The sequence below is a fragment of the Arthrobacter sp. TMN-49 genome (assembly GCF_054511095.1).
Window position 1 is genome coordinate 1 of record NZ_JBTNDH010000045.1, and the last position, 24,630, is coordinate 24,630.

The 24,630-nt window shown below is 62.7% G+C and carries 21 protein-coding genes, 1 pseudogene and 1 riboswitch; of the genes and pseudogenes, 13 read left to right on the plus strand and 9 right to left on the minus strand.

The window, feature by feature from the left end; translation table 11 throughout:
- The first annotated feature begins 237 nt into the window (after positions 1–237).
- The 5 genes from bioB to bioD are packed head-to-tail and all read left to right on the plus strand — an operon-like array spanning position 238 to position 5,569.
- On the plus strand, positions 238–1,314 hold the full coding sequence (gene bioB / locus ACX80E_RS15525; protein ID WP_459302939.1) for a biotin synthase BioB: 1,077 nt from the start codon (positions 238–240) through the stop codon (positions 1,312–1,314).
- Positions 1,307–2,668: an adenosylmethionine--8-amino-7-oxononanoate transaminase gene (locus tag ACX80E_RS15530; RefSeq protein ID WP_459302940.1), complete on the plus strand. Its 1,362-nt coding sequence runs from the start codon at positions 1,307–1,309 to the stop codon at positions 2,666–2,668. The genes bioB and ACX80E_RS15530 overlap by 8 nt, the downstream gene beginning before the upstream one ends.
- Positions 2,668–3,813, plus strand: a complete 1,146-nt coding sequence (locus tag ACX80E_RS15535) for an 8-amino-7-oxononanoate synthase (protein WP_459302941.1) — start codon at positions 2,668–2,670, stop codon at positions 3,811–3,813. The genes ACX80E_RS15530 and ACX80E_RS15535 overlap by 1 nt, the downstream gene beginning before the upstream one ends.
- Positions 3,810–4,883 carry a cytochrome P450 gene (locus ACX80E_RS15540; RefSeq protein WP_459302942.1) on the plus strand — a complete coding sequence of 358 codons (1,074 nt, stop codon included), beginning with the start codon at positions 3,810–3,812 and terminating at the stop codon, positions 4,881–4,883. The genes ACX80E_RS15535 and ACX80E_RS15540 overlap by 4 nt, the downstream gene beginning before the upstream one ends.
- Positions 4,880–5,569: a dethiobiotin synthase gene (gene bioD, locus ACX80E_RS15545; RefSeq protein ID WP_459302943.1), complete on the plus strand. Its 690-nt coding sequence runs from the start codon at positions 4,880–4,882 to the stop codon at positions 5,567–5,569. The genes ACX80E_RS15540 and bioD overlap by 4 nt, the downstream gene beginning before the upstream one ends.
- A gap of 640 nt (positions 5,570–6,209) precedes the next feature.
- Here bioD and ACX80E_RS15550 read toward each other — a convergent pair.
- On the minus strand, positions 6,210–6,455 hold the full coding sequence (locus tag ACX80E_RS15550) for a hypothetical protein (RefSeq protein ID WP_459302944.1): 246 nt from the start codon (positions 6,453–6,455) through the stop codon (positions 6,210–6,212).
- A 761-nt stretch (positions 6,456–7,216) separates the two neighbouring features.
- Between ACX80E_RS15550 and ACX80E_RS15555 the strand changes: the two genes are divergently transcribed.
- From ACX80E_RS15555 to ACX80E_RS15575, 5 genes are all read left to right on the plus strand, one after another.
- On the plus strand, positions 7,217–7,456 hold the full coding sequence (locus ACX80E_RS15555; protein WP_459302945.1) for a recombinase family protein: 240 nt from the start codon (positions 7,217–7,219) through the stop codon (positions 7,454–7,456).
- A gap of 123 nt (positions 7,457–7,579) precedes the next feature.
- Positions 7,580–8,209: a SipW-dependent-type signal peptide-containing protein gene (locus tag ACX80E_RS15560; protein WP_459302946.1), complete on the plus strand. Its 630-nt coding sequence runs from the start codon at positions 7,580–7,582 to the stop codon at positions 8,207–8,209.
- Between the two features lie 5 nt (positions 8,210–8,214).
- Entirely contained in the window at positions 8,215–8,838 is a 624-nt protein-coding gene (locus tag ACX80E_RS15565) for a SipW-dependent-type signal peptide-containing protein (RefSeq protein ID WP_459302947.1), read from the plus strand.
- A 9-nt stretch (positions 8,839–8,847) separates the two neighbouring features.
- The gene (locus ACX80E_RS15570) at positions 8,848–10,056 is read left to right on the plus strand and encodes a signal peptidase I (protein ID WP_459302948.1); all 1,209 of its coding nucleotides are present in this window, start codon (positions 8,848–8,850) and stop codon (positions 10,054–10,056) included.
- The gene (locus ACX80E_RS15575; protein ID WP_459302950.1) at positions 10,053–10,505 is read left to right on the plus strand and encodes a hypothetical protein; all 453 of its coding nucleotides are present in this window, start codon (positions 10,053–10,055) and stop codon (positions 10,503–10,505) included. Before ACX80E_RS15570 ends, ACX80E_RS15575 begins: the two co-directional genes overlap by 4 nt.
- A gap of 258 nt (positions 10,506–10,763) precedes the next feature.
- Here the strand turns inward: ACX80E_RS15575 and ACX80E_RS15580 are convergent, their stop codons facing one another.
- The 6 genes and pseudogenes from ACX80E_RS15580 to ACX80E_RS15605 all read right to left on the minus strand — a co-directional run bounded on the left by ACX80E_RS15580 (position 10,764) and on the right by ACX80E_RS15605 (position 17,147).
- Positions 10,764–11,093 carry a hypothetical protein gene (locus tag ACX80E_RS15580; protein ID WP_459302951.1) on the minus strand — a complete coding sequence of 110 codons (330 nt, stop codon included), beginning with the start codon at positions 11,091–11,093 and terminating at the stop codon, positions 10,764–10,766.
- A gap of 52 nt (positions 11,094–11,145) precedes the next feature.
- Positions 11,146–11,897, minus strand: a pseudogene (locus ACX80E_RS15585) (NAD-dependent epimerase/dehydratase family protein); the annotation flags it as partial.
- A gap of 191 nt (positions 11,898–12,088) precedes the next feature.
- Positions 12,089–13,876 carry a phosphomethylpyrimidine synthase ThiC gene (gene thiC, locus ACX80E_RS15590; RefSeq protein ID WP_459302952.1) on the minus strand — a complete coding sequence of 596 codons (1,788 nt, stop codon included), beginning with the start codon at positions 13,874–13,876 and terminating at the stop codon, positions 12,089–12,091.
- Positions 13,871–13,978, minus strand: a riboswitch (TPP riboswitch). (Overlaps the previous gene by 6 nt.)
- A 96-nt stretch (positions 13,979–14,074) precedes the next feature.
- Entirely contained in the window at positions 14,075–14,977 is a 903-nt protein-coding gene (locus ACX80E_RS15595) for a diacylglycerol/lipid kinase family protein (RefSeq protein ID WP_459302954.1), read from the minus strand.
- Positions 14,974–16,539 (minus strand): glycerol-3-phosphate dehydrogenase/oxidase, encoded by a 1,566-nt coding sequence (locus ACX80E_RS15600; RefSeq protein WP_459302955.1) that lies wholly within the window; start codon positions 16,537–16,539, stop codon positions 14,974–14,976. Before ACX80E_RS15600 ends, ACX80E_RS15595 begins: the two co-directional genes overlap by 4 nt.
- Positions 16,539–17,147 carry a TetR/AcrR family transcriptional regulator gene (locus ACX80E_RS15605; protein WP_459302956.1) on the minus strand — a complete coding sequence of 203 codons (609 nt, stop codon included), beginning with the start codon at positions 17,145–17,147 and terminating at the stop codon, positions 16,539–16,541. Before ACX80E_RS15605 ends, ACX80E_RS15600 begins: the two co-directional genes overlap by 1 nt.
- Before the next feature lie 17 nt (positions 17,148–17,164).
- On the opposite strand from ACX80E_RS15605, the gene ACX80E_RS15610 reads away from it, so the two are divergent.
- Both ACX80E_RS15610 and ACX80E_RS15615 read left to right on the plus strand, forming a co-directional pair.
- The gene (locus ACX80E_RS15610) at positions 17,165–18,841 is read left to right on the plus strand and encodes an FAD-binding oxidoreductase (RefSeq protein ID WP_459302957.1); all 1,677 of its coding nucleotides are present in this window, start codon (positions 17,165–17,167) and stop codon (positions 18,839–18,841) included.
- The gene (locus ACX80E_RS15615) at positions 18,838–19,671 is read left to right on the plus strand and encodes an SDR family oxidoreductase (RefSeq protein ID WP_459302958.1); all 834 of its coding nucleotides are present in this window, start codon (positions 18,838–18,840) and stop codon (positions 19,669–19,671) included. Before ACX80E_RS15610 ends, ACX80E_RS15615 begins: the two co-directional genes overlap by 4 nt.
- 32 nt (positions 19,672–19,703) lie before the next feature.
- Here ACX80E_RS15615 and ACX80E_RS15620 read toward each other — a convergent pair whose 3' ends face one another.
- Positions 19,704–20,285 (minus strand): recombinase family protein, encoded by a 582-nt coding sequence (locus ACX80E_RS15620; protein WP_459302959.1) that lies wholly within the window; start codon positions 20,283–20,285, stop codon positions 19,704–19,706.
- A gap of 317 nt (positions 20,286–20,602) precedes the next feature.
- On the opposite strand from ACX80E_RS15620, the gene ACX80E_RS15625 reads away from it, so the two are divergent.
- Entirely contained in the window at positions 20,603–21,055 is a 453-nt protein-coding gene (locus ACX80E_RS15625; protein ID WP_459302960.1) for a DUF3995 domain-containing protein, read from the plus strand.
- Between the two features lie 641 nt (positions 21,056–21,696).
- Here ACX80E_RS15625 and ACX80E_RS15630 read toward each other — a convergent pair.
- On the minus strand, positions 21,697–24,273 hold the full coding sequence (locus tag ACX80E_RS15630) for a Tn3 family transposase (protein ID WP_459302961.1): 2,577 nt from the start codon (positions 24,271–24,273) through the stop codon (positions 21,697–21,699).
- Between the last annotated feature and the right edge of the window lie 357 nt (positions 24,274–24,630).

Below are 24,630 nucleotides of genomic sequence, written 5' to 3' on the forward strand. Positions count from 1 at the left end.
GGGTCAAGAATGCGTTGATGAAATGAGCAAACTGCTGAAATGGCCTAAAAACCTGCCGCCGTGGCCTGATTCTTAGCGCTGAAACGGCCTACTTTAACTTGACGAAACACAGCGTGTCAACGCCATGGCATTCGGTCCCCTCTTTGATGCTGCCGTGCCCCAGCGGCACGCTTCCATCTTCCCCCATGGGAGGGTGTCCCAATTGACAGCGGCACACCCACCTCGCACAATTGAACAGTGTTCAATTACTTTGATGACCTCGCCAGCCGGCAATTGACCGGTACCACCCTGACCCGCCAGGAGGCCCTCGCGGTCCTCGAATCCACCGACGAGCAGCTGTTGGAGGTGGTCGCGGCTGCCGCCCGGCTACGCCGTGCCCACTTCAGCAACACCGTCAAGGTGAACTACCTGGTCAACCTTAAATCAGGGCTCTGCCCGGAGGACTGCACCTACTGTTCGCAGCGTCTTGGTTCGGCCGCCCAGATCCTAAAATACACCTGGCTGAAGCCAGCCGATGCCGTGGCGCAGGCCGCCACAGGCATCCGGGCCGGCGCCTCCCGCGTCTGCATGGTCGCCAGCGGCAAGGGCCCCAGTGACCGCGACGTGGACCGCGTCGCCGGCATGGTCACCGAGCTCAAGGACCAGCACCCGGACGTTGAGGTGTGCGCGTGCCTGGGCATCCTGAAGGATGGCCAGGCCGGACGCCTGAAGGCAGCAGGGGTGGACGCCTACAACCACAACCTGAACACCAGTGAGGAGATGTACGCGGAGATCTGTTCAACGCACGAATTCTCCGAGCGGGTGGCAACGGTTGAACAGGCCAAGGACGCTGGCCTCTCCCCCTGTTCCGGGGTCATTGTGGGCATGGGTGAAAGCCACGAGCAGCTCATTGACGCCGTCTTTGCCCTGCGCGAACTGGGCAGTGATTCCATCCCCGTGAACTTCCTCATGCCCTTCGAGGGGACTCCGCTGGAGGGAACCTGGCTACTCACCCCCGCTGCATGCCTGCGTGTGCTGGCCCTGGTCCGCTTTGCCTGCCCGGCCACGGAGGTGCGCATGGCAGGCGGGCGCGAGATGCACTTGCGCACGCTCCAGCCGCTGGCCCTGCATGTGGCCAATTCCCTGTTTTTGGGCGACTACCTCACCAGTGAAGGCCAGGCAGCCACCGCAGACCTGGACATGATTGCCGACAACGGTTTTGTGGTTCTGGGCCGCAAACAAGAACAAGAGCCCGACGACGCCGGAACCTCCCCCGGCGGGCCCCTGACCATCCGCCGCCGGGGCGCCGGCACACAGACGGCGCCCAATGCGTAGTGGCACCGGCGGTGGCGCACCCACCCTGGTGGACACACCGGTCGCACAGGCCACACTCATCGAACGCGACAGGGGATTGCTGTGGCACCCCTACGCCCCCTTGGACGGAATTCCTCCTTACGCGGTGCACGGAGCCCAGGGCACGCGGCTAATGCTCTCCTCGGCAGACGGCAGCACCTTTGTGGCAGTGGATGCGATGAGTTCGTGGTGGTCAGCCGTCCACGGCTACCGGAATCCTGTCCTGGATGCGGCCTTGCTGGATCAGGCCGGCCACTTCAGTCACGTCATGTTTGGCGGCTTGACGCACGAGCCCGCCGTGCGCTTGGCCGAACAACTGGTGGACCTGACCGGGCTGGACCACGTGTTCTTTGCCGACTCCGGTTCGGTGTCCGTTGAGGTGGCCCTGAAGCTGGCCGTGCAGTATCAACTGGGCCGTGGCCGGCCCGGGCGCACCCGCTTTCTGGCGCTGCGCGGCGGCTACCATGGCGACACGTTTGCCGCCATGGGGGTCTGTGACCCGGTGGACGGCATGCACGCGATGTTCCCCTCCCTAGTTTCCGAACAGGTGTTCCTGCCGCGCCCACCTGCCGCCCGGCTCGTTGATGGCACATTGGCGGCTGATCCGGATGCTGTGGCCGCCTGGATTGGCACCCTCGAGTCGACCGTTCTCGCGCACAGCGCCGAGCTGGCGGCCATCATTGTCGAACCCGTCTTGCAAGGTGCCGGCGGCATGCATGTCTATGACCCCGAATGCTTGGCCGCCGCCCGGCGGGTGGCCGATGAGAACGGCCTGTTGCTGATTGTTGACGAGATTGCCACAGGCTTTGGCCGGACAGGGAAACTGTTCGCCTCGCACTGGGCGCAGGTGGTTCCAGACATCATGTGCGTCGGCAAGGCCTTGACCGGCGGGTACCTGACCCTGGCCGCCATGCTGTGCTCCAGCCGGGTTGCCAAGGTGGTCACCGACTCCCCGTTGCGGGCCCTGCTGCACGGGCCCACGTTCATGGCCAACCCCCTCGCCTGTGCTGTGGCGTCGGCCTCCCTGGACCTGCTGGCAACGGCTCATTGGCAACGGCAGGTCGCCGACATCGAGCTGGGACTTGCCACGTCCCTGGCCCCTGCCCGTGCCCTGTCGGCCGTCCGTGACGTGCGCGTTCTAGGCGCCGTGGGCGTGGTGGAACTGTCCGAACCCGTCGACGTGCCCGCCGTGACGGCGGCCGCCCTGGAATATGGGGTCTGGATCCGGCCGTTTCGCAACCTCATCTACACCATGCCACCGTTCATCAGTTCCGCCGAGGACGTGGCCACCATCGGCGCGGGAATCTGCGCGGCCGCCGCCCGGGTGCACGGCTGATGGGTGCCAGCACAACGGCCATGCACGCCTGGCTTGACTCACGTGCGCAGGTCCGCGAACGGCGCGGACTTCAGCGCAGCACCGAACCCCGAGCCGGCCTGGTCGACCTCGCCTCCAACGATTACCTCGGTCTCGCCGCCGACCCCCGCGTCATTGACGCAGCCACCCAGGCACTTCAGCACTACGGCGCCGGGGCGCGCGGCTCCCGCGTGGTGTGCGGCACCACGGCCGCCCACCAGGAGCTGGAGAGGCAGCTGTGTCTGCTCACCGGCCAGGATGCGGCGCTCGCCTTTTCCAGCGGCTATACCGCCAACATCGGGGTTCTGACGGCCCTGGGCGGCCCCGGAACCTTGATCATTCACGACGCGCACGTGCACGCATCCCTGCATGACGGCATCAGGCTCTCCCGCTCACCCTCCGTTGAGGTGGCCCACCACGACGTGGCCGCCATTGCGGCTGCGTTGGCCGGGCGCACGCAGCCGCGCGCCGTCGTCGTGCTGGAGTCTATTTACTCCGTGTTGGGCGATGCGGCAGACCTGGCCGCGGTTGCCAGTTTGTGCGCCACCTTCGACGCCTTGCTGCTCGTTGATGACGCGCACGGGCTCGGGGTTGCCGGCAGGGGTCGGGGCGCCGTCCATGCCGCCGGCCTGGCAGGTGCCGCGCATGTTGCCGTCACCGTCACGCTGTCCAAGGCGTTGGGGTCACAGGGCGGGGCCGTGCTGGGCTCGGCTCTGCTCCGGGATCACCTGGTCAACACGGCCAGGACGTTTATCTTTGACACGGCCCTGGCACCGTCCGCGGCCGCAGCCGCAGCCCGCGCCGCAGCCATCATCGGCCAGGAGCCGGAGCTGGCCGGCCGGGTACTTGAGAACGCAGCAGTCCTGGCCGCCCGCTGCGGCGTCCCGCTGGCAGCTGGCGCCGTGCAGTCCATTCCGGTGGAATCGGCTGCCCGGGCAACCGCCCTGGCAGCATCGCTGCGAACCCAGGGTGTCGCCGTGGGTTGTTTCCGCCCGCCCAGTGTGCCCGACGGCGTGTCCCGGCTCAGGCTCACAGCCCGCGCCAACATCACCGCCACGGAGCTTCAGTGGGCGGCCAGCACAGTGGCGCAGGCCCTGGACTGCGGGCTGGACGGTGGTCGGGCATGAGCTACACAGTCATTGGCGATCCCGCCCAGGTTCGGGACATCATGCGCCGCACGGATGACTTTGCCCCCAGCAATGCGTTGACCTCGGTCGTCCCGATGGCCCCGGCCACCTTGCGAATCCTCAGTAAGGTCCGTTTTGCGCTGCCCCCGGTGCTGGCGTCCGCCACGGGTGCCCAACACCGGGCAGTGCGCACCATGGTCGGCCGCTTTTTCACGCCGGCCAAGGTTGCCGCCATTGAGCCGCGCGTCCGGGAGCTGGCGCGGGACCGGCTGGCCGCGACAGGCCTTGCGTTGCAGTGGGGACCGGTGGACCTGGTGGATTCGGTGGGCAGGCATATCCCGCCGGTGGTCATGGCCGAGCTGACGGGGCAGCCAACTCCGGAGCTGGAGCTGCTAAAACGGTGGAGCAGGGATTCGCTGGAGCTGTTCTGGGGCTGGCCCGATCCCGAGCGGCAACTGGTGCTGGCCCGCAGCGCGGCGGAGTTTTACGGGTGGCTGCGCCAGGAGGCGGCCGCTGCCCGGGGCACGGGATCGCTGTTTGGTGTGCTCGACGCCGCCGGGCTCTCCAGCGCTGAGGTGTGTTCGCTGGGCTACTTCCTTGTCATCGCCGGCCAGGAAACCACCTCGCAGCTCATCAGCACTGTCTTGTATCGCGGCCTGGAATCTGCTGGCGGGTGGGCCGCACTGGCCGATCCGGCGGCGGCCCGAAGCCATGTCAGGAACGTGCTGGCCTCGGAGTCCTCCGTTCACACGTGGCGGCGTGCGGCGCTGCGAGACACCCAGGTGGCTGGCAGTGCCGTCCCGGCCGGGGCGGAAATCTTGCTGGAACTGACGGGACAGCACGCCGAACATGCCGGGCCCACGGCGTTCTCACTGGCCTTCGGTCATGGCCTGCACCGGTGCTTGGGTGCCAAACTGGCAGAGTTGGAAACCGCGCTGGTGTTGGAGGAAACCGCACGCGCGTTGCCGCGCCTTGAATTGGCGGGAGCCCCACCACAATGGCTGCGGCTGCTCTCCTTCCAGGCCCCGCTGAGCGTCAATGCCAGAAACACACTGCAAGGAGCCCCATGAACGTCACCTATGTGACCGGCACCGATACCGACGTCGGAAAAACCGTGACGACGGCGGCACTGGCTGTCGCACTGTCGGCGACAGGAGCCACGGTGGCCGTGTACAAGCCCACCCAGACGGGTGTTTCCGGGGCCGGGCACGGGGACGTCAACGAGGTCGCCCGGCTCAGCGGCGTCCATGCTGTCCATGAAGGCATCCGATTACATGAACCCATGGCGCCGGGGGCTGCCGCGCGTCGCGAGCGGCGGGAGTTGCCGGACCTGGCGCACCATGTGGAGCGTATCCTGGCACTGGCCGCGGTCCACGACCACGTGCTCGTGGAAGGCGCCGGCGGGCTCTTGGTGGAACTCGATGATCAAGGACACAACCTCGCGGACCTCGCCGCGGCAACCAGGGCAGCTGCCCGGACGGCCATCGTGGTGGTCTGCCGCAGCGGCTTGGGCACGCTCAATCACACGCTGCTGACGCTGGAGGCGCTGGACCGCCGCGGCTTCCCGGCGCCTTCCCTGGTGATCGGCTCCTGGCCCGTGGCGCCGTCGGAGGTCGAGATCAGCAACCTCGAAACCCTGCAAAGTATGGTGGGCGCGGAGTTTGCGGGTTTCCTGCCAGCCGGAGCGTCCCTGCTGGACCCCGGCACATTCGGCGACTTGGCGCCCCAGTGGCTGCAATTGCCCCACTGTTCATGATCAGTTCCCTCCATCAAGGGGGTGGGTGTTCGCGCCAGCAATAGTCGGCGCGACTACGCCAACCGCCCTAACAACCCGATGGCGTCATACTCAACCCCGTGTTAGATAGCTGGTCCGACGTATCTGTTACTCAGGAAGATCCATTGGTGTATTAGTTGGGTCAGCCACGGCGCGCCCGTTCGCCCATTACTGGGCTGGGTTTCGCCGTGGCTGACCCAACTAACGATCTACGCGCAGCTAATCAACCGAGCCGTGATTCCATCGTTCACCATTGTCAACCATCTGAAGAACCCCTCCTTGGCCTACCCGAAGTCCTAGCCTGGTCGTACAGACAGCATCACCTCGGTCGCCCTGAATCGTTCAAACCCATGAAGCAAACGGCAAGAGTTACAGAACTGCCCATAGCGCCGAAGTTCGTTCAGCTGAGGGAGCGGTGGCCCTGCGAGAACTGCATCCGATGCCAGGATGGGGAGTGCCCCAGTTCCAAGGGAGTGGAACGCATCCGTGCAAACTCCTGCTACGCGAATCGCTTCGCAGTTGGAGGCGTACGCTATTTGATTTCAGAAAAAGCAGTTTCGAGCAGCTTCGCATACCCGAAATGGAAGTGCGCCACTCCGATCATGGCGTCGAGAAAATTGAACTAGACGATGGCCGCGCCGATCTCGTCATCACGAAGCGCTGCATTTTCATTCCGCGTCTCCCCCCAATGGATGTATTCGCCGTAACTGAAGAGCGTGAAGAGTTCCGGGGGCGTGTGCTTGGAACTGAATGCATGGTTTTCAGCAGAGCCTCCCAGTCCTTCGATGATCCGCGATCGTCCATGATCCGATAGGGAACGTTGGAGCAGCTCCGCACGGGTACGCTGCCATTGCTTCGTGATCTGCACGCGCTCGGTCCTGTGCTCGTCATCGGTTCTTGCAGATGCCTTGGACAAGGATCATGCGGGCCACTTTAAAGCTTGCCGGCTCATTTCCGTGGATGGCAATACCGCCTTTATGGCTAAGAAGGCTATAGGAAGCCAGTTCCTTACACGCGGACATATACCGGGCTACAGCTTCATGATCCCTGGCATCGAGCGTCACTGACAGGGGTTGAAAATCCGCTGGATCGGCCAGACCACAAACGAGCTGCAGTTTCTTCCAAAGGAAGTCAAAGCTTTGTCCGTCAGCAGCGCATTCGACCTACGGGGGAGCAAAGCGAAGCGCAGCGTCCGCTGCTATTTGGCGTTCCTTTTCATCAAAACTAGGGTTGCTCGATGATGCCATTCAGCCATGGTGTCCGTTGCCAGGCCACCACTGGCCTACCTACTTCACGAGCCGGTTCTGAGGCTAGCAATCGCACCTGTTGGCTTGCCAGAGCAACACCTCAAATACCGAATCAGTCCGTGTTCCACATCCAAGGAAGTGGAACACTCCCCCACCGGGACACCTCCACGCATGAAACATACCGGGATTCCGCGTAATCTGCGCGTACCACGAGCTATGTCGAAAGTCGCTACTCCTGCGTGCGTACGGATCGGACTTTAGGTACGGTACAGGCACGGACATTGGATACGGACGCGTAAAGTGTAAAAATCATGACCTCGGCGGCAGCTGGCCGAACAGATTCACACCGACAAGAAATCAGGAGTCACCCCGCCCAGGCCATATGACTGCTCTGGTGCACGCCAGGGTCGGGGATGACCTGATCGTCCACATCTTGAAGCGGCTGGGCAGGAGTCCGGGACACCTGAATCTGGTCCACGAGCTCAAGGAAGGGGGCGCGGACGTCCTGGCCCTGGACAATTTCAGGGACCCTGATCCACAAGATCCAGTCGGAATCCATGTTGCGAGGATTTTCCAAATGAACACCGCCCATATACGTCCGGGCAACTTGGCCCTTACATAGAGAGTGCTGGTGCTGTACATTCGGCCATAGGTATCAAGTTGCACCCGGTCTCTGTTCCTTGTTTTGGGTGGATACGCCGGTGCCAGTTTCCGGCTCGGGTCTTAGGTGTTAGATGGGGAAGACATGTCAGTTTCGATTAGTACACCGGCCAACAAAGGATCAAGGAACCGAAAGGTCAAGGCGATTTTGGCCGGTGGTCTCGTTCTAGGTGTGGGTGCGGCCATCACCCTGGCCGCCTGGAACGATTCGGAGTTCGTGACGGGCATCTTCACTGCTGGCCACTTCAATGTCCAGGGCAGCGCCAACGGTACGGACTTTGCCGACCATGCCTCCGGGTCTCCCGCCACCTTGAGCTTTTCAACGGGGTTCGACAAGATCAGCCCGAGCGTGACGGTGGCGGCCCCTTATGTCCTTCACTTGGACCAAGACACCGTCAATGATGCCACGGTCTCGGTTGCCTCGGCGGTCTCCTCCGGTACGGCCGCGAGCCAACTCACGTATGGAATTGTTGCAGTTGCCTCCGTCGCGGGCTGCACGCCGTCGGCCGTGGGCACGTCAACGATCGTCCCGGCGGGAACGGCGCTGAATTCAGTTGCCGGCGCGTCGACTTTCTCGCTGACGAAGCCCGGTACGCCAGGCACGGTTCCGGGCAGCGACATATTCCTCTGCCTGCAGGTCACCTCTACTGCGGCACTGGTTCAGGGGACCTCGGCCGTGGGTACGTGGGAGTTCCGCGCAGTCTCGCTGGCGTAGCCGTAGTGGCCAAGCATGCTGCACGTCTCAGGCGCCGTCGCTTCACCCGCGGGCGGGCGGTCCTCGCAGGAGCCCTCGTCCTTGGACTGGGTGCGACGATGACTGTCGCCGCCTGGACTAACTCGGAGAACGTGACGGGTTCCTTCGCCGCGAGCACGTTCACCACGGAATCGAGCACCATCTCTGGGGTGTGGGCAAGCAACACAACATCGCCCGGCGCCGGACTCGCGTTTAACGCCGTGGCGATGTCGCCGTCCGTATCCCTCTACGCCTGGGCCAATGTTCGCACCACGGCCGCCTCCACAGTGGGTGGAACAATCACCCTTGCAAGTGTGTCAACGTCCGGCCCGCTGGTTCCAGTGCTGGAATACCGAGCTGTGCGTACTCCAGCGGTCGGAACCGGATGTGACGGGAATGCCTTTACCGGCACACCAACCTTCATCGCAGGATCTGTCTCAACCTATCTGGCGGTCACCACCGTTCCTGCATCACCGGTCACCTCTGCCATCACCGCCCCGAGCGGCGAAATCAGGTACTGCTTCGAAGTCAGGGTGCAGCCCGGGGCAGCCAACTCCTACCAAGGGCAGACGGGCGCCGTGCACTGGCTCTTCTCCGGAATATCCACCTAGGAGCCACCAATGGAGGCAGAGTCAATCAAGGGTGGCGGTTACAGCAAGCGTGCGGCCGATGCGCTACTGACCGTGGCCGCAATTGGCGGGCTGGCCTGCGTCATCCTCGTCCTCATGGCGCTCTTTCTTCACATCACGCTCATCATGTTCAAAACCGGTTCCATGAGTCCCACAATTCCCGCCGGGTCACTGGCAATCGTTCGACAGATACCCGCTTCCGAAATCAAGGTCGGTGACGTCGTCACGGTCGACAGGCCCCAGACCCTACCGATAACTCACCGGGTCGTCTCCATCGCACCGGCCCCCGGTAACGACATAAGCATCACGCTGCGCGGGGACGCAAACCCTGCAGATGACCCACAACCCTATGTCGTGGGCAGCGTACGGATCGTCCTCTTCTCCATCCCGCAACTCGCCTACGCTGTGAGAGCTGTTTCGAACCCGATCGTCCTTGGCGGGACGAGCATAGGTGCCGCAGGGCTTGTCACGTGGACGTTTTGGCCCGGCAAGGAACCGGCTCCACGGCGAAGAAAAGGGACAGCACGGCATCTGGCAAGGGGTGGGCCTCTTGCCGTGGCCGTATTCCTGACCGGCGCCAATGTCTTCCTCATGCCGACTCCCGTGCAAGCCGCTACAACCGAAGAAACGATCAGAGGCCCGGTGCTGACGCTCACCTCGATCATGGACCAGCCCGTCATGGACCGGATGGCACCAGGAACAACCGTTCCCTGGCAGATCGGCGTCTCTTCCCACACCAACGACCCCGGAACCATTCGGATCACTCTGACCTCGCAGGGGCCTCTCTCCTCCGACTCGAACGGGCTTGAACTAACTGTTCGCATGTGCGACGTTCGTTGGGTAGTCGAATCCTGCCCGACCGGCGGAGTCCTACTCCGCCCGGCCGCAGGAACCAACTCCGTCGCCGATGATCTGGCGTCCATACCCACCAACCAGCAACGTTGGATTCTTGTTGACGCCAGTCTGCCTGCCAACCGCGCAGTGCCACCCTCCGGCACGGCAACGCTTACTCTGACCGCAACCGGAGCCGGCGATGAACTATCTGCCGGCGGCAGTGTCGGCCCGCTGCCCACTACCGGTACTGGCCTGCTCCGGCCCTCGCTGACAGCGGTTGCCGCCGTGACCGCAGGGCTTCTAATGGCATCCTTGGCCAGGTGGGGACGGACCAAACGGTCTCGAAGAGGCCAGCGCCCACGATGAAGTGCAACTACCTAGTCATCATCGCCGTGGCATTGGCAGGAGTTGCCGGAGTGCTGCATCCCCAGCAAACCCTCGCCTCCTGGTCGACACCTCAGTATGTCTCTGGCTCTCTGACAGCAGGCACTGTCGCAACACCGACCGCCCTCCAATGCTCAGGCGGACTACTCACCAACCTCACCTTCACCTGGACCGCCCCTGTGGGCGGCCTGCCGCGCAGCGGCTACACCTGGACCGTGATACCGAATGTTCTGGGCCCTTCCGGCTCAGGATCAGCACCGTCGTCAGCAACCTCTGTCACGGTGCCGTCCAACATCCTCTCCATTGGAACGGGAACCTTTTCAATTACAGCAACCGGTCCAGGCGGATGGAGCTCAACACCGGTCACTGGAACCATCACCGTGATCGGCGCCCTAGGTATTCCAGCAAGCACCAGCTGTACCGTGCCCTAACCAGGGCATCCGTGCCGCCGAAAGCGCTCTCCGCATCGCGTGCTCGGCGCCAGCAGGAAGCCACCAGAATCGCACCACGAAACACCTGCCACAGGTGCAACCCAGTACTCCTGAAAGTGCCTTAAGGGGCAATCTAGGGGCTTGGGACGTGTGTATTGGTACAGTCCCCAATCTGCACATGAGAGAGGCTACCAAGGCCGTAGACGGGACGGCAAGGTAAATGCTTGATCTTGCAATCGGTCGAACCCAAAAACACCGTTACATGGCGGCGGGTATTGCCTCTAGTTCGTCGGCTGAAGCACCAGGTAGCGCAAACCCGACACCATTTTTGATCTGTTCCCATCCAACGGCGGTATCCCCTAGCTCGATTGCCTTGACGTTGTAGCCGGCTTGGTAAGCCTTGATTACCGCCTTCATTTCCTCGACGCTGTGGTTTCGATAAGCGTCAAGAACTAGGCGGCCAATGTCGTCGCCGGGGTGGTGGGCGTCGCTTCCGGGCTCAAATGCATACCCACAACCATGCGCGTTATTTACTGCATACTGTCCAATTTTTTCTGCTTGGACGATGAAGTTGACAATAGCACTCATGGTGTCCCTTTCCTTGAAACTTGATTACTTCGCTTGCAATGGAAGCAATGCGCATCTGGACCTTCGGAAACACCTCGGCGGCAAGGCCCGCACTTGAACGGCGCATGACAGTGTCGGCGTTGGCAATGATGAAGGCCTGAAACCCTGGCCGACCATTTTCAAGCGCCCGCGCCACAGCCTGCGCACCATCCCGGCCGTCAATGTACCCCCACAGGTTCCATTTGCGCGATCTGGCATCCCTGTCAAAGGACGGGAAGGCGGCGTAGTCGTCCACATCCATGACATTGGAGAAGCGAAGCGCAATAATGCTCAACTCCGGATCCCAGCGCGTCAACTCCCGGGCCATCTGTTCCTCCAGATGCTTCACCAACGAATAGGTGCTTTCCGGCCGGGCAGGATATTCCTCATCGACAGGTAGATAGGGAGGATCGACGTCGAACGGCAGTCCCAGCACGGTCTCACTGAGGCATACACGAGCCTTTTTATGCCCGCCCGCCGGGCCGCCTGGAAGACGTTGTAGGTGGAAAGCATGTTGTTCTCGAAGGTGGCAGCATCCGGGAGGATGCCGGGCGCTGGAATGGCACCCAAGTGCACCACGGCATCGAATCCGCTGTGCCTGTCGTCCAGACCGAGGAACACATCCACGACCTGGCCATAGTTGCGGAGGTCAACGATGACCAGTTCCGGGCTCCGCTCCCCTGCCCTGTCCACGTTCAGCACCTGGTGCCCGTCCCGGGTCAACCTGTGCACGACATACTGCCCCAGCTTTCCACTGCCACCTGTCACTGCAATTCGCGTCGGCACTCCTTGGTCTGAGTCATGGGGCCCTGCCCTGTACTCTGAGGAAGCTGCCGTCGTACAGGCTATGCAAACTACGCTATCTACTTCCAGCAGCCATGTCAGCAGCTGTGCCACACCCGGCCCGCCCTAGGAAGAAGAGACCCACCTTCCGTGTTGCCAGGAGCGGGCCGGGACAGATCACCACGATCGTGGCTCTATGGCTGTGCGGGAAGCTGAAGTTCTGGCAGATACACTTTTCCACCCGACGCCAGAAACTCCTGACTCTTTTCACGCATACCGCTGTACATCCCGGCGATGGCTGCCTGCGACTCGGCCGAGCCGAACTCGTCCCTGATGTCCTGACTGATACGCATGGAACAGAACTTCGGTCCGCACATTGAACAGAAGTGGGCGGTCTTGGCCGGTTCGGCGGGCAGGGTCTCGTCGTGGAAGGCCTCGGCCGTGACAGGGTCCAGCGACAATGCGAACTGGTCGCGCCAGCGGAACTCGAAACGGGCCTTGGACAAGGCGTCGTCGCGTTCCCTCGCGCCGGGATGCCCCTTGGCCAGGTCGGCAGCATGCGCCGCGATCTTGTAGGTGATCACCCCAGTCTTCACATCGTCCTTGTTCGGCAGGCCCAGGTGTTCCTTCGGGGTCACGTAGCACAGCATGGCCGTGCCGTAGCGGGCTATTTCCGTCGCCCCGATAGCCGAAGTGATGTGGTCGTAGCCAGGTGCTATGTCGGTGACGAGCGGCCCTAGCGTGTAGAACGGGGCACCCTTGCACAGCTCCTGCTGGCGCTCAACGTTTTCCCGGACCAGATGGAACGGGATGTGACCTGGACCCTCAACCATGACCTGCACGTCATATTCCCAGGCCCGTTGCGTCAATTCGGCCAAGGTGTCCAGTTCGGCAAATTGGGCGGCATCATTGGCGTCGGCGATCGACCCCGGACGCAGCCCGTCCCCCAGCGAGAACGCCACGTCATATTGGGCGAAGATTTCGCACAGCTCCTCAAAGTGCGTGTACAAGAAATTCTCCTGGTGGTGGGCAAGGCACCAACCAGCCATGATGGCCCCGCCACGGGAAACAATGCCCGTCACACGATTGGCCGACAGCGGGACGTAACGGAGCAGGACACCTGCATGGATGGTCATATAGTCCACGCCCTGCTCGCATTGTTCAATCACCGTGTCCCTGAAGATCTCCCACGTCAGATCGTTGGCTTCACCGTTAACCTTTTCCAGCGCCTGGTAGATCGGCACCGTGCCGATAGGAACCGGGGCGTTGCGAATCAGCCACTCCCTGGTGGTGTGGATGTCATCGCCGGTCGAGAGGTCCATGACCGTGTCGGCACCCCACTGGGTTGCCCACTGCAACTTATCGACTTCCTCGGCGATTGAACTGGTGACAGCCGAATTGCCGATGTTGGCGTTGATCTTCACCAGGAAGGCCCGGCCAATGATCATCGGCTCAGACTCCGGGTGGTTGATGTTGTTGGGGATGATGGCCCGGCCGGCCGCCACCTCGCTGCGCACCAAATCGACGTCGCAGTTCTCACGGATCGCCACAAAGCGCATTTCCGGGGTGGTGATGCCGCGCCGGGCATAATGCATTTGTGTGACGCGCTGGCCCGTCAGCGCGCGGCGCGGCTCGGGAACCGATCCCCTCCACTCTGCTGAGGCAGCACCCCGGCGTACCGCCGACTTGCCGTCATCAAGTAAATTCCTGGTGCGTCCCCGGTAGATTTCCGTGTCCTTGCGGGCACTGATCCACTCACTGCGAAACGGTTGCAGGCCAACGACCGGATCGCTGCCCGGTCCGGCGGTGCGGTACACACGAAACGGTGCGTTAACTTCACCGTTGGGGGACGGCTCGAGCGCGATTTCCGTCTGCGGCACACGAATCCCTGAACCGGGGTCCACCTGGAATGCTAGTGAATGTGATTTCAGGGATTGCGTGACATTTTGGGCAGGGATCAAGGTTGCTTCTTGGGAGGTCAAAGACTGCTCACTTCCTTCGCCGGCATTACCCGGACAGGTTCAACGGTCGCAGACTGCTTCAGCCCGATCTCAGCCCCTGCAAGGGCACCCGTGTGGTCGTAAGAGACGCTACCACGCAGCGTGGGGTGCCGTGTGCACCGTGGCCTCAGCCGCGGGTCGGCTCCAGGACGCCAATCAACTGGCAGAAGTGCCGGCGCCCTACGAAAACGCCACCGATCCCTGCGGCACAAGCACCTGCACAGCCCCCGGCACCAGCTCCACCACGGCGGGAAGTGCGGCCACCCTCTCGCCGTCGGCATACATGTTCAGCGGCTTGTTGGCACTGATGCTGACGCTGCTGCCACGGGTGAACGTGATGTTCGGCTGGCCAAGATGCCTGCCGCGGTAGGATCGCAGAAAGGTCAAGGCCACGCCAAGAATCGTTGTCTGGCCTTGGGAGACCACATCCAGCAGTCCGTCGTCGGCCTTAGCTTCCGGGCAGATGCACAGCCCTCCCCCATACTGGCCAACATTTCCAACGGCCACGAACCATCCCGGGAAGGTGGTCTCCACACCGTTGACGGAAACCGTGAACGTCACGTTCTTCCAGGCCAGGAAGGCCTTGAGCCCGCCGTACAGGTAGACGAACGGACCAAGGGGCAGCCGGGCGCTATTGCCGTATTCGTTGGCGAGCCCGTCGAAGCCCACATTGGCAACACCGAAGTAGGGGCGGCCGTTGACCAGCCCCAGATCCACCTCCCGGACCACCAGCGCACCAAGGGCCCGGACCGCCTTAACCGGGTCAAGGTTCAGCCCCAGCCTGCGCACCGTGTCATTGCCCCGGCCGCCAGCCAGGGGCAGGACAATTGCCCCCGACTTCCAAGCCCCGGCCGCCGCAGCCCCGAGGAAGCCGTCGCCACCTAGGACCACCACCAGGCTTCCAGCGGCGGCGGCACCGGCCTGCGCAGTGGCGTCCTCCAGGCACTCGGTGATGCACACCGAGGGCACGAATCCGGCCGCGCGCAGGGCGTGGGCAGTCCGCGGCCACAGTCGGCCAGCCCTGCCTCCGCCCGACGCCGGATTGACCAGAAGCAGCACGCCGCCTCCCGGGACGGCGCTCATGGGCTCTCCCCAAAAGCCGGAGAGTCTGCCAGTGCCAGGATCAGCTCGGCCCGCCCGCGGGCCCGCGCCGCGTCTTCAGGGACAAAGGCCAGGCGGGTGCGCCGCTCCAGCAGGTCTTCCACCGTGGTGGCCCCCTCGGCGCGCACCGCGAATAGCAACTCGGCACCTGTGATCTCAGACCCCTCGAACAACGGGTCTGACAGGATCGGATCGCGCCGTTGGAGGGCCTGCACAGCCGTGGCTTCCGTGCCGTATTTCTGCACGAGCCGGGCGGGAGCGTCAACGGCGCCGAGCGCCTTGACGGTAGCGGCGCCCACCAGCGGCAGGGTCTTGGTGCGGCATGGCTGGTCGGCTCCGAGCCGGGCGGTCACGGCATCCACAGCGTCCTGGGCCATCCGCCGGTAGGTGGTCATTTTGCCGCCCACCACCGTGATCGGCGCGCCGGGAATATCCCGGATCAGGTGCCGGCGTGAAATGTCGGCAGTTCCGTCGGGGCCCTCTCCCCGCCGGGCCTGCACCAGGGGCCGCAGCCCCGCGAAGGAGCCCACCACGTCCTTGCGGGTCAGCGGCACCGCAAGGGTGGTGTTGACAATGTCCAGGAGGAAGTCGACGTCGTGCTCGGGAACCGGCGGATGGTGGCCGTCGGCGCTGTGGTCCGCCTGGTCTGTCAGACCGATGTACACCACGCCGGCGGGCTGCGGCAGCACGAACACGTAGCGGCCAAAATGCCCCGGCACGGCCACTGTGTGCGCGGCATGCGGGTTGCCCAGCCGGTCCGCGCGCACCACCAGGTGGGTGCCCCGGCTGGGGGTTACCCTCAGTTGCGGCTCGAAGTCGGCGGCCCACACGCCGGTGGCGTTCACCACCACCCGCGCGGCAATTTTCACCGGCTCCCCCGTCCGGGTGTCGACGGCGTCCACGGTCGTTGCCGTCACGTCACTTGCCTTCACATCACGCATCACGTGCGCCCCGAGCCCGGCCGCGGTACGGACCGCGCCGAGCACCAGGCGTGCATCATCGACCGCTTGCCCGTCCCAGTAAAGGTACCCTCGCCGCAGCGTCGTCTGCTCGAGGGCGGGCACCAAGGCTCCCACCGCCCGGCTCGAGAGGAGTTGGGGCCGCGGCAACGTCTTGCCACCCAGACCGGACAGCCTGCGCAGCACGTCATAGATGACCACACCCGCCCCGGCCGCCAAACCCTCCCAGGCAGGGGCGGTGCGGGCATCTGGAATCACAAACCCCAGTGGCCGGACCAGGTGCGGGGCGATTTTACTCATCAGCCAGCGGCGTTCCACGGCCGATTCCCAAGCCACCGCGAAATCCATCTTGGCCAGGTAGCGCAGCCCGCCATGGATGAGCTTGGAACTGTAGCCGCTGGTGCCGGAACCAAAGTCGCTGCTCTCGATCAATGCAACACTCAGGCCGCGACTCACGGCGTCCAGGGCCACCCCGGCACCGGTGATGCCGCCACCCACCACGGCAACGTCCACCGTGTGGGCTGCCACATGGTCCAGCGAATGCCGGCGGCTTGCATCGTTGATCCAGCTGGGGTTTTCCGTCATCAAGCTTGTGTCCCTTCAGATCCGGCGTTCGACGGCGTGAGGTAGCGTTCCAGCATCTTCTTCAGTTCCGCCAGGGAGTCCTCGAAGGTGTCCGTCTTCAACAGGACCCGGGAAGACAGCGCAACGCCTTGGAGTGCCAGCAAAAGCATGGTGGCTGTGCCCGCGGACGCTGCGATGCTGCCATCGGCAATGCCCTCCTCGAGCAGTGCGCGCAGCTGGTCCAGGACCAGCTGCTGGCTGGCACCGAACCGGTCCGTCACATAGGGAATCAGGAATTCCGGGTCACGCTCGGCGATGGAGGCGAGCATTTCCGAGGTTGCAAACACCCGGACGCTTTCCACGGCGAAGTGCACCAGCTGCTCCCTTCCGGTGCCGGCTGGTGTCCCGGTCCGCACGGTGCCGGCGTACTGGCGGAACTCATGGGTGAGGGATGCCAGCACCGCGTTCTCCACCGAGCCCATCCGGCGGTAGAACGTCATGCGGGAGATGCCGGCACGTTCGGCAATGTCGTTGGCTGTGGTGCGCCGCACGCCGTGGAGCACCACGGTGTCCCTGATGGCGGAGAGGAGCTTCTCATCCACCGGCAAACTGGTACGTTGAGACTTCATGTGTCACACTGTATCCCATGGTGACGAATCTCACAGCAGAAATTTCCTCCTCGGTCTGGTACGGCTGGGGAGACCCGGCACATGCCCGCCCGCTGGGAGCCGGCGCGTTGAGCTTCTTGCACAGCACGCTCAAGCTCGTCAGCGTCGAGGCCGCGCACAGCCCCGTTGACCTGGCCGATGTCCGGGTGGGGCCCGTGGCGCTTGGGGACGGCGTCCTAGCCGAGCTCCGCGCCATCACCGGGGCCGACCATGTCTCCACGGACGCGGCGGACCGCATCCTCCATGCCGGCGGAAAAAGCACGCCGGACCTGCTGCGCCGCCGCGGCGGGGACGCCCTGGACGCCCCCGACGCCGTCGTCTTCCCCGGCAGCATCGAAGAAGTGCGCTCCATTCTGGCCCTGTGCGGGCGGCGACAGCTGGCCGTGGTCGCCTTTGGCGGCGGCACGTCGGTGGTGGGCGGGGTGGAACCGCTGCGCGGAAAATTCGACGGTGTCATCACCATCGACATGAGGCGAATGAACCGGCTCCTCCACGTTGACCCGCTGTCCCGGACGGCAACCTTCGAGGCTGGCGTCAGGGGGCCCGCCATCGAAGCGGCGCTCGCCCCGCACGGCTTCACGCTGGGGCATTTTCCGCAAAGCCACCAGGAGGCGACGCTCGGGGGCTATGTGGCCACCCGCTCCGCCGGTCAGGCATCCACGGGCTACGGGCGCTCGGACGATCTGGTCAAGTCGGTCCACCTCGAGACACCTCGGGGCCCGTTCGACGTCGGCTCGCTGGCGCCCGGAACGGCTGCCGGACCCAAGCTGCTCGACGTCATCGTGGGCAGCGAAGGCACTCTGGGCGTCATCACCACGGCCACCGTGAAGGTGTGCCCCATGCCGGCAGAGAAGGTGTATGGCGCATGGTCCTTCCCCTCCTTTGCGGCCGGGGCCAGCGCCATGCGACGCTTGCGCCACGACGGCTTGGGCGGGGACATGCCGCACGTGTGCCGCCTCAGCGACACTGATGAAACGGCGTCGACCTTCAAGCTGGGCGGGTGGAAGACCGGCATGCTCTCGCGCTACCTCAGCGTCCGTGGCCAGCAAACTCCGGCGCTGGCGCTCTTTGTCTGGGAAGGCGACGGGCGCCAGGCCCGCGCCCGCAAACGCCGCAGCGCACGGATCCTGCGGCGGGCCGGGGGCGTCCCGCTGGGGCCGCTCCCAGGGAAGTCCTGGGAGCACGGCAGGTTCAGCGGTCCGTACCTGCGCGATGAGCTGCTGACCCGCGGCGTCTACGTGGAGACTCTTGAAACGGCCACCACCTGGGGCCGGGTTGATCAGACGTACCGCGATGTCCGCCAGGCCATCCTTGACGCACTGGAAGCCCGCGGTGCGGCGGCCTACGTCCAGACACACATTTCCCATGTGTACTCCGACGGCGTCTCGCTGTACTTCACGTTCCTGGCCGGCCTTGAGGCGGACGGGCTGGCACAAAATGCCCGGGTCAAGGAAGCGGCCTCAACCGCCATCGTCGCCGCGGGCGCCACCATCACCCACCACCACGCCGTCGGCACTGACCACGCACCCTACATGGGCGCGGAAATCGGGGAGCTGGGTATCAAGATCCTGGCCGGCATCAAGGACACCCTGGACCCCGACGGCATCATGAACCCGGGCAAACTCATCCCACAACACCTGGAGACCCAGCAATGAGCAACGCCATCGAATCCCTCGCCGGCTCTACCGTCCTGATCACCGGCGCCGCCATGGGCATGGGCAAAATGTATGCCCAGCTGGCGGTGCGGGACCACGCCGCGCATGTGGTGCTCTGGGACATCAATGGCCAACTGTTGGAAGAAGCGGCTGCCGAGCTGACGGGCGGGGGCGCGGTGATCCACAGCTATGTGGTGGATGTCAGCAAGCTCGAGGACATCGAGGTGGCCGCGGAAAAGGTGCGCAACGAGGTCGGCACACCGGACATCCTGATCAACAACGCCGGCATTGTGCGCGGCAAATACTTTTGGGAACACGAACAACGCGGCGACATTGCCGCCACCATGGCGATCAACACCCTGGCACTGATGCACATCACCCGCGAATTCCTGCCCGCCATGATCGAACGGGGACGGACGGCGAGGATCGTCAACGTCGCCTCGGCGGCGGGGCTGTTGGCGAATCCCCGCATGAGCGTGTATTCATCCTCCAAGTGGGCCGTCATCGGCTGGAGTGATTCCCTGCGGCTGGAGCTGAAACAGGCCGGCCACCGCCACATCAAGGTGACAACGTTCTGCCCCTCCTACATCAAGACCGGCATGTTTGAGGGTGCCCGCGGGCCGTTGCTGACCCCGCTGCTGGAGCCGGCCGCGGTGACGGAGCGGGTCTGGGCTGCCATGAAGGAAGGGACACCGATGCTGATGATGCCGTGGACGGTGAAACTGAGCACCGCGCTGCGCGGCATCTTGCCGGTTGCCGCCTGGGACGTGGTGGCCGGACGCGTGTTCGGCGTCTACAGGTCAATGGACCACTTCACCGGGCGCAAATAGGGGGTTGAGTAGGATTCTTGTCGCCGTTGGCGCTAAGGGCTTTCTGGGTTGGGGTTGGATGTTCGGATGTGGCGGTAGATCGTCATTGTTGTGACATCACAGGTGTCTGCGATTTCTTTCATGGTGAATTGTTTGGCGTCGTACATTCGTTGGGACTTGTTGATGAGTTCCGGCGTCATTTTTGGTTTGCGCCCGCCAGTGCGCCCTCGGGTTCTTGCCGCTGCCAGTCCTGCCTGAGTCCGTTCGCGGATCAGTGCTGCTTCGTATTCGGCCATGAGGGCGAACATCCCGAAAACGAGTTTGCCGTGGGCTGTCGTGGTGTCCACGATGCCATTGGTTAGCGACTGAACGCCGACGCCGCGTTCATCGAGTGTGGTGGCGATGTCGATCAGATCGCGGAGGTTTCGTCCGAGCCGGTCAATCTTCCAGATGACTAGGGTGTCGCCTGAGCGAAGGTCAGCCAGACACAGGTTCCATTGTGGGCGGTCTATCTTTGTGCCGGTTGCTGTGTCGGTGAAAATTTTCAAGCAGTTTTCGCGTGCCAGGGCATCGAGTTGCAACTGCGGGTCCTGATCGGTGGTGCTGACTCTGGCGTATCCAATTTTGTGGCCCATGCCTGGAGCCTATCGCCACTCATAGATTTGGCCTTGTATTGTTAGTTTGAATTTGTGGTGAGTTTTGATAGGAAAATCGACGCTTGCCGTGATCCCGCCGGCGTGTGCGGTTGGGTCTCTCGCAAACGTTCGTTTGTGGTAGAGGCTGATTGTGGAAAAGTGGAAGGTCCGACTTCAAAGGTTCTTCCGGGCGTCGTAGCGGCCGGCATTCGTCAGACTTGATGTGGGTTTCGCGAGGGTAGGCGCGATGATGAAGCGTTCGACGTGTTCTGATAGGGCTGCAGAAGAGGGAATGAGTTCCGCGTTAGGCTGGGCCCATGGATAAAAAAACCATGATGGCTGGTCGTATCGTCAGTGGCTCGGGGTTGGCCGTGCTCTCGGTGTTGCATACAGCCTGGGCTGCGGGTTCGCCGTGGCCGGCTAAGAGCCGAGCAGAACTCGCCGAGGTGGTCGTCGGTCAGAGAGTAGAGATGCCGTCCGCAGCATCCACTGCCGTAGTTGCTGCCGGAGTAACCGGTGTGAGCTTGTTGGCCTCTGGAATCCTTGGCGATGGTCGCATGCAACGCTTTGGCTTGCGCGCAAGTGGTACGGGTATGCTTCTGCGCGCGATCCTGGGCGGTGACATCGCACTTGCGGCTCTGAGGCTGCCTCCCGCAGGTGATAGATTTCGTCGTCTCGACCATCGTTACTACAGGCCCTTTGCCGCAGTGCTTGGCGTTTCGCTCTGGCTTGCCGCAGGTCAAGGGGGCGCTTGTGAATTCGGAGAATAGATAGCGGAAGGGAAGAAAAACCGCGTGTTGTTGCCTGTGGGCTGGGCATGCTGGCCATCCCGTTTCAAAACCCGTCTGAAGCCCCTGGGAGTGATCCATAGATTCAGCCACTGAGTTTTGCGCCAACCGTACAGTCAGAAAATGCCCTAGATTTCAACGATTTCCGATCCATTGCGGAAGGCAGTCTGCCGTGTGCCGAAAACGTCCCATTCCCGCACACTAGCCAAACCTGTCCGGCGTACCCGGCCAGAAGACCAGCGGTACCGCTAAATATTCTCCGAATTCACAAGCGACCCCTAAAGGGGAACGAGCATGGAAGAACCCGCAGGGCAGAGGGTCTGCGGGTTCTTTAATGCGGCGCGACAACGGCAACATCCCCGCAGAACGAGGGAAAGTGCCTCAGGTCTCTTGACCGAGAGATTACTGGCAGGGCCTCACCCTGGGTGAGGTCTATTGACGATGAACTGTGGCGAATTGTGAGTTCTCCAAGTTCAGCCACCTCACCTGGCCAGCAACCTGTAATGATCTCTCTTGGCCACCTGCTGCAGGATAGGTCACTTGAGGCTCTGCTGTCGGGTCTCTGAATGGTCGGAGTGTTCTGGGCGTGTTGGTGGTTGAGAAGCTGTATCGGCCAAGTTCGTTCAGGTGCGCGTGTCCCAGAGGTGAGAGCCGGGCGATGTCTTCATCACGAATCTCTCTCCCCTGAGCTCGGAGATAGCCGCATCGAGGTAACGGGTGTTCCAGAGAGTGATCGCGTTTACAACAAGGCCGAGGGCCCCGAGCTGGTTTTCTTGGCCTTCGCGGTATTTTTGGTAGATCTGGCCACGTCGTCCATGGAAGACCTTTCGGGCCAGCCGATGTCTGGATTCTTGAACAGTGGTTTGTGCATTGACGCCGCGTCGGTGGGTGTCGTCCACAGGATCGATCATGGCCAACGAGTGTAGAGTTTCTGCGGACCGGCCATACTGCGTGACGGCCTGACCCAAAGGTGTCGGCCTTCCATCGCGCCCAAGCATTTTGAGTACGTCAAAGGCCCGAACCTGATGGGTAACAAGTGAACCAACAACGAGCAGCATGTCCGGCCAATGGGTTTCGATCTTGCTCAAATTTACTTTGTTCCGGGCAATGGCGTTAAGGGGCCCGTCGTCCGAGGCCGGATCTGCTGGCCAGTGAGCCCTCCAATACCTTGTGTCCCCGATATCAGCGATACGGGGTGAGAATCGGTAGCCGAGCATGCTGAACAGGCCAAAGACCATATCGGAGTACGATGCTTCGTCTGTGGCAACGATTTCTGGTTTAGGTCCGCCGTCAAGATTGAGCAGCACATCGAGGATGTGGAGGCTGTCCCGTGGGGTCCCGGTGACGATTTGTGCCCTGATCCCGGCTACTTGGTCATTGACCGCATTCAGCCAGGTGATGCCGCGTTTGTAACCGAAGCACTTCGGCGATGGGCCAGCGTTCAACGTCCTCACCGGCACCACGAAACGAAGCCCATCAACAGAGGCCAACAGCCCACCAGCCCATTGCTGGGCGATTGGCACTTTGCCCTGCGCCTCGATGAGAGCAGCATTCGCGGCAGCGTGCGTTTCAGCCCTGACATAGTTTTGATCGACGTGAGAAAGCCTGCCACGTGTCAAAGCTTCCTGCGCCGGATCAATGACCGGGACAAGGCCAACGTTGCATCCCTCAGCAACCAAGAGGGCTGCCAGCGACGTGGCCACGTCACGCAGCCGTGTCCCCGCGCCTGAAACATGGACGTAAGCATCGAGAAAGCCCGTCCAGGCATGGACTTCCAACAACAGATCCGGCAAATCAATATGAGGGAGCATCCCCGCCGTAACGGACCGTAGATCATCCAGGCTTGCAGGGATGTCAGCGGCATCGAGTCGATCCACGGAAAGTCGCATCCTTCCCTCAGCGCCAGGAACAATTCTGATCGATGAATCCGGGCCAGCTTCTTCCAACCTATCGGCTGTCTGACGCCACGCGGCGTCGAGCACAGCAACGAGGCCACGAAGGTGGATTCTTACCGGAGTGTCCAAGCCTAGGCTGCCGAGAATCCTCGGTTTAGCTTCTTCCCACGCAGCCCCTTCAAGCAATCTTGCCCGTGGGTCACCCCAACGATGAGAGCAGGTGGCAAAAATATCCCGCACCCGCAAGGCTTTATAGAGCTGCTCGAGCACGCACAGTACGTAAGCATCACGATCCACCGTCCCCGCCGGCAGGTTCGGATTGGTGTAGATAGCCCTGCGCCAGACTGGCGGAACAAGGGACTCATCTACCTCATCGGGAAGCACCGGCTTGATGCGGGTTCTACGCCCGGCCAGTTCGGGCAACACCTTGACCGCAGCCAAGATGGATTCACCGGCAGGGGAGGCGGCAAGAGACCCCGTTCCGGCCAGCAAAGCCAAGATAGGTCGTACCGTACGGTACTTTTCGGCCAAGGCGACCCGCATCGGTGTCTCAACGCTCCCATTATCGTCCGGAACCAGCTCAGTCACAGTCGTCACGGCCTCGAGGATCTTCTCCCTCGAAGCAAACCTGCCCAACGATCCCCACACGGCAGTCACATCCAGCTCGACTCCTCCCGAGGCGGCCTTGTCGAGGGCAGTAAGTAGCTCCTGGTTGACGAGAGCCAGGAGCCGGGAAGCCCGTTCTAAACGGGGCAATGTCGCCATCCGGCTGTTGTTTGATGCTGAACGTGCCGGGTTGATCAATTTGGTGGACATCAAGAGCGCGAAAAGATCAAGTACATCATCCATGGCGAGAGCGTCCGGGTGACGCGCCAACGCCAGAAGCGTCCCTGTCTGCCGAGGTTCAGCCAACCCCTGCAATGTGGCGGACTTACTCGCCATCCCATATCGCCCCAAGGCAGAAATACGGCTCGGAGGAATCATAGAACAATCAGCCTCCCGCACGCGCAAGGCTTCCAACGACCATGCTCTGTCCAGTGCAGAAACCCGAGCCGGACCGGACACACGTGTCGGTGATTGTTTCCAAAGCTCCAATTCCGAAAAACGACTTCCAGCCTGCACCTTCAGTGATCGACGCAAACGCCCCGGAAGTATCGGATCAACGCCCTCAGCTGCTGCGGCAAGAAGTCGGTAAACCCTCTCAGCGGTTTCAGCCCGAACTTTCATCATTTGACGCCCCAACGCCCCGATACCAGGAAGCAACACTCGATGACGGCGCAACCACCCCACCGTGTGGTCAAACATCGCCGCCGGCCCTCCGTATGAACCCAAGCCCGATCCTGCAAAAACTTGCTGAACTCTCCCGCTGCCACGTCATCCTCAAGCGAACGGAACCCGTAAACTTTCTGAATTTCCCACGAGTGCTCGTATGCCGTCTTTTGCCGCCTCATGCCTTCAAGCAAGACGGATCACCGACACCGATCTGATCAGCTACTTACTCGACCACAGGCCACGGAACATCCAACGGGTTCTCCAAAAAGACCCCGAGGAAGTAGTGCCCCGTAGAGTGGTGTAACACCCGGGCGGTGACCGGTAGCCCTGAAAAGGGGGCGGTCACCGTGGGTCCTTCGAGGAAAATTCTCACATCCCACTCGAAAGGAC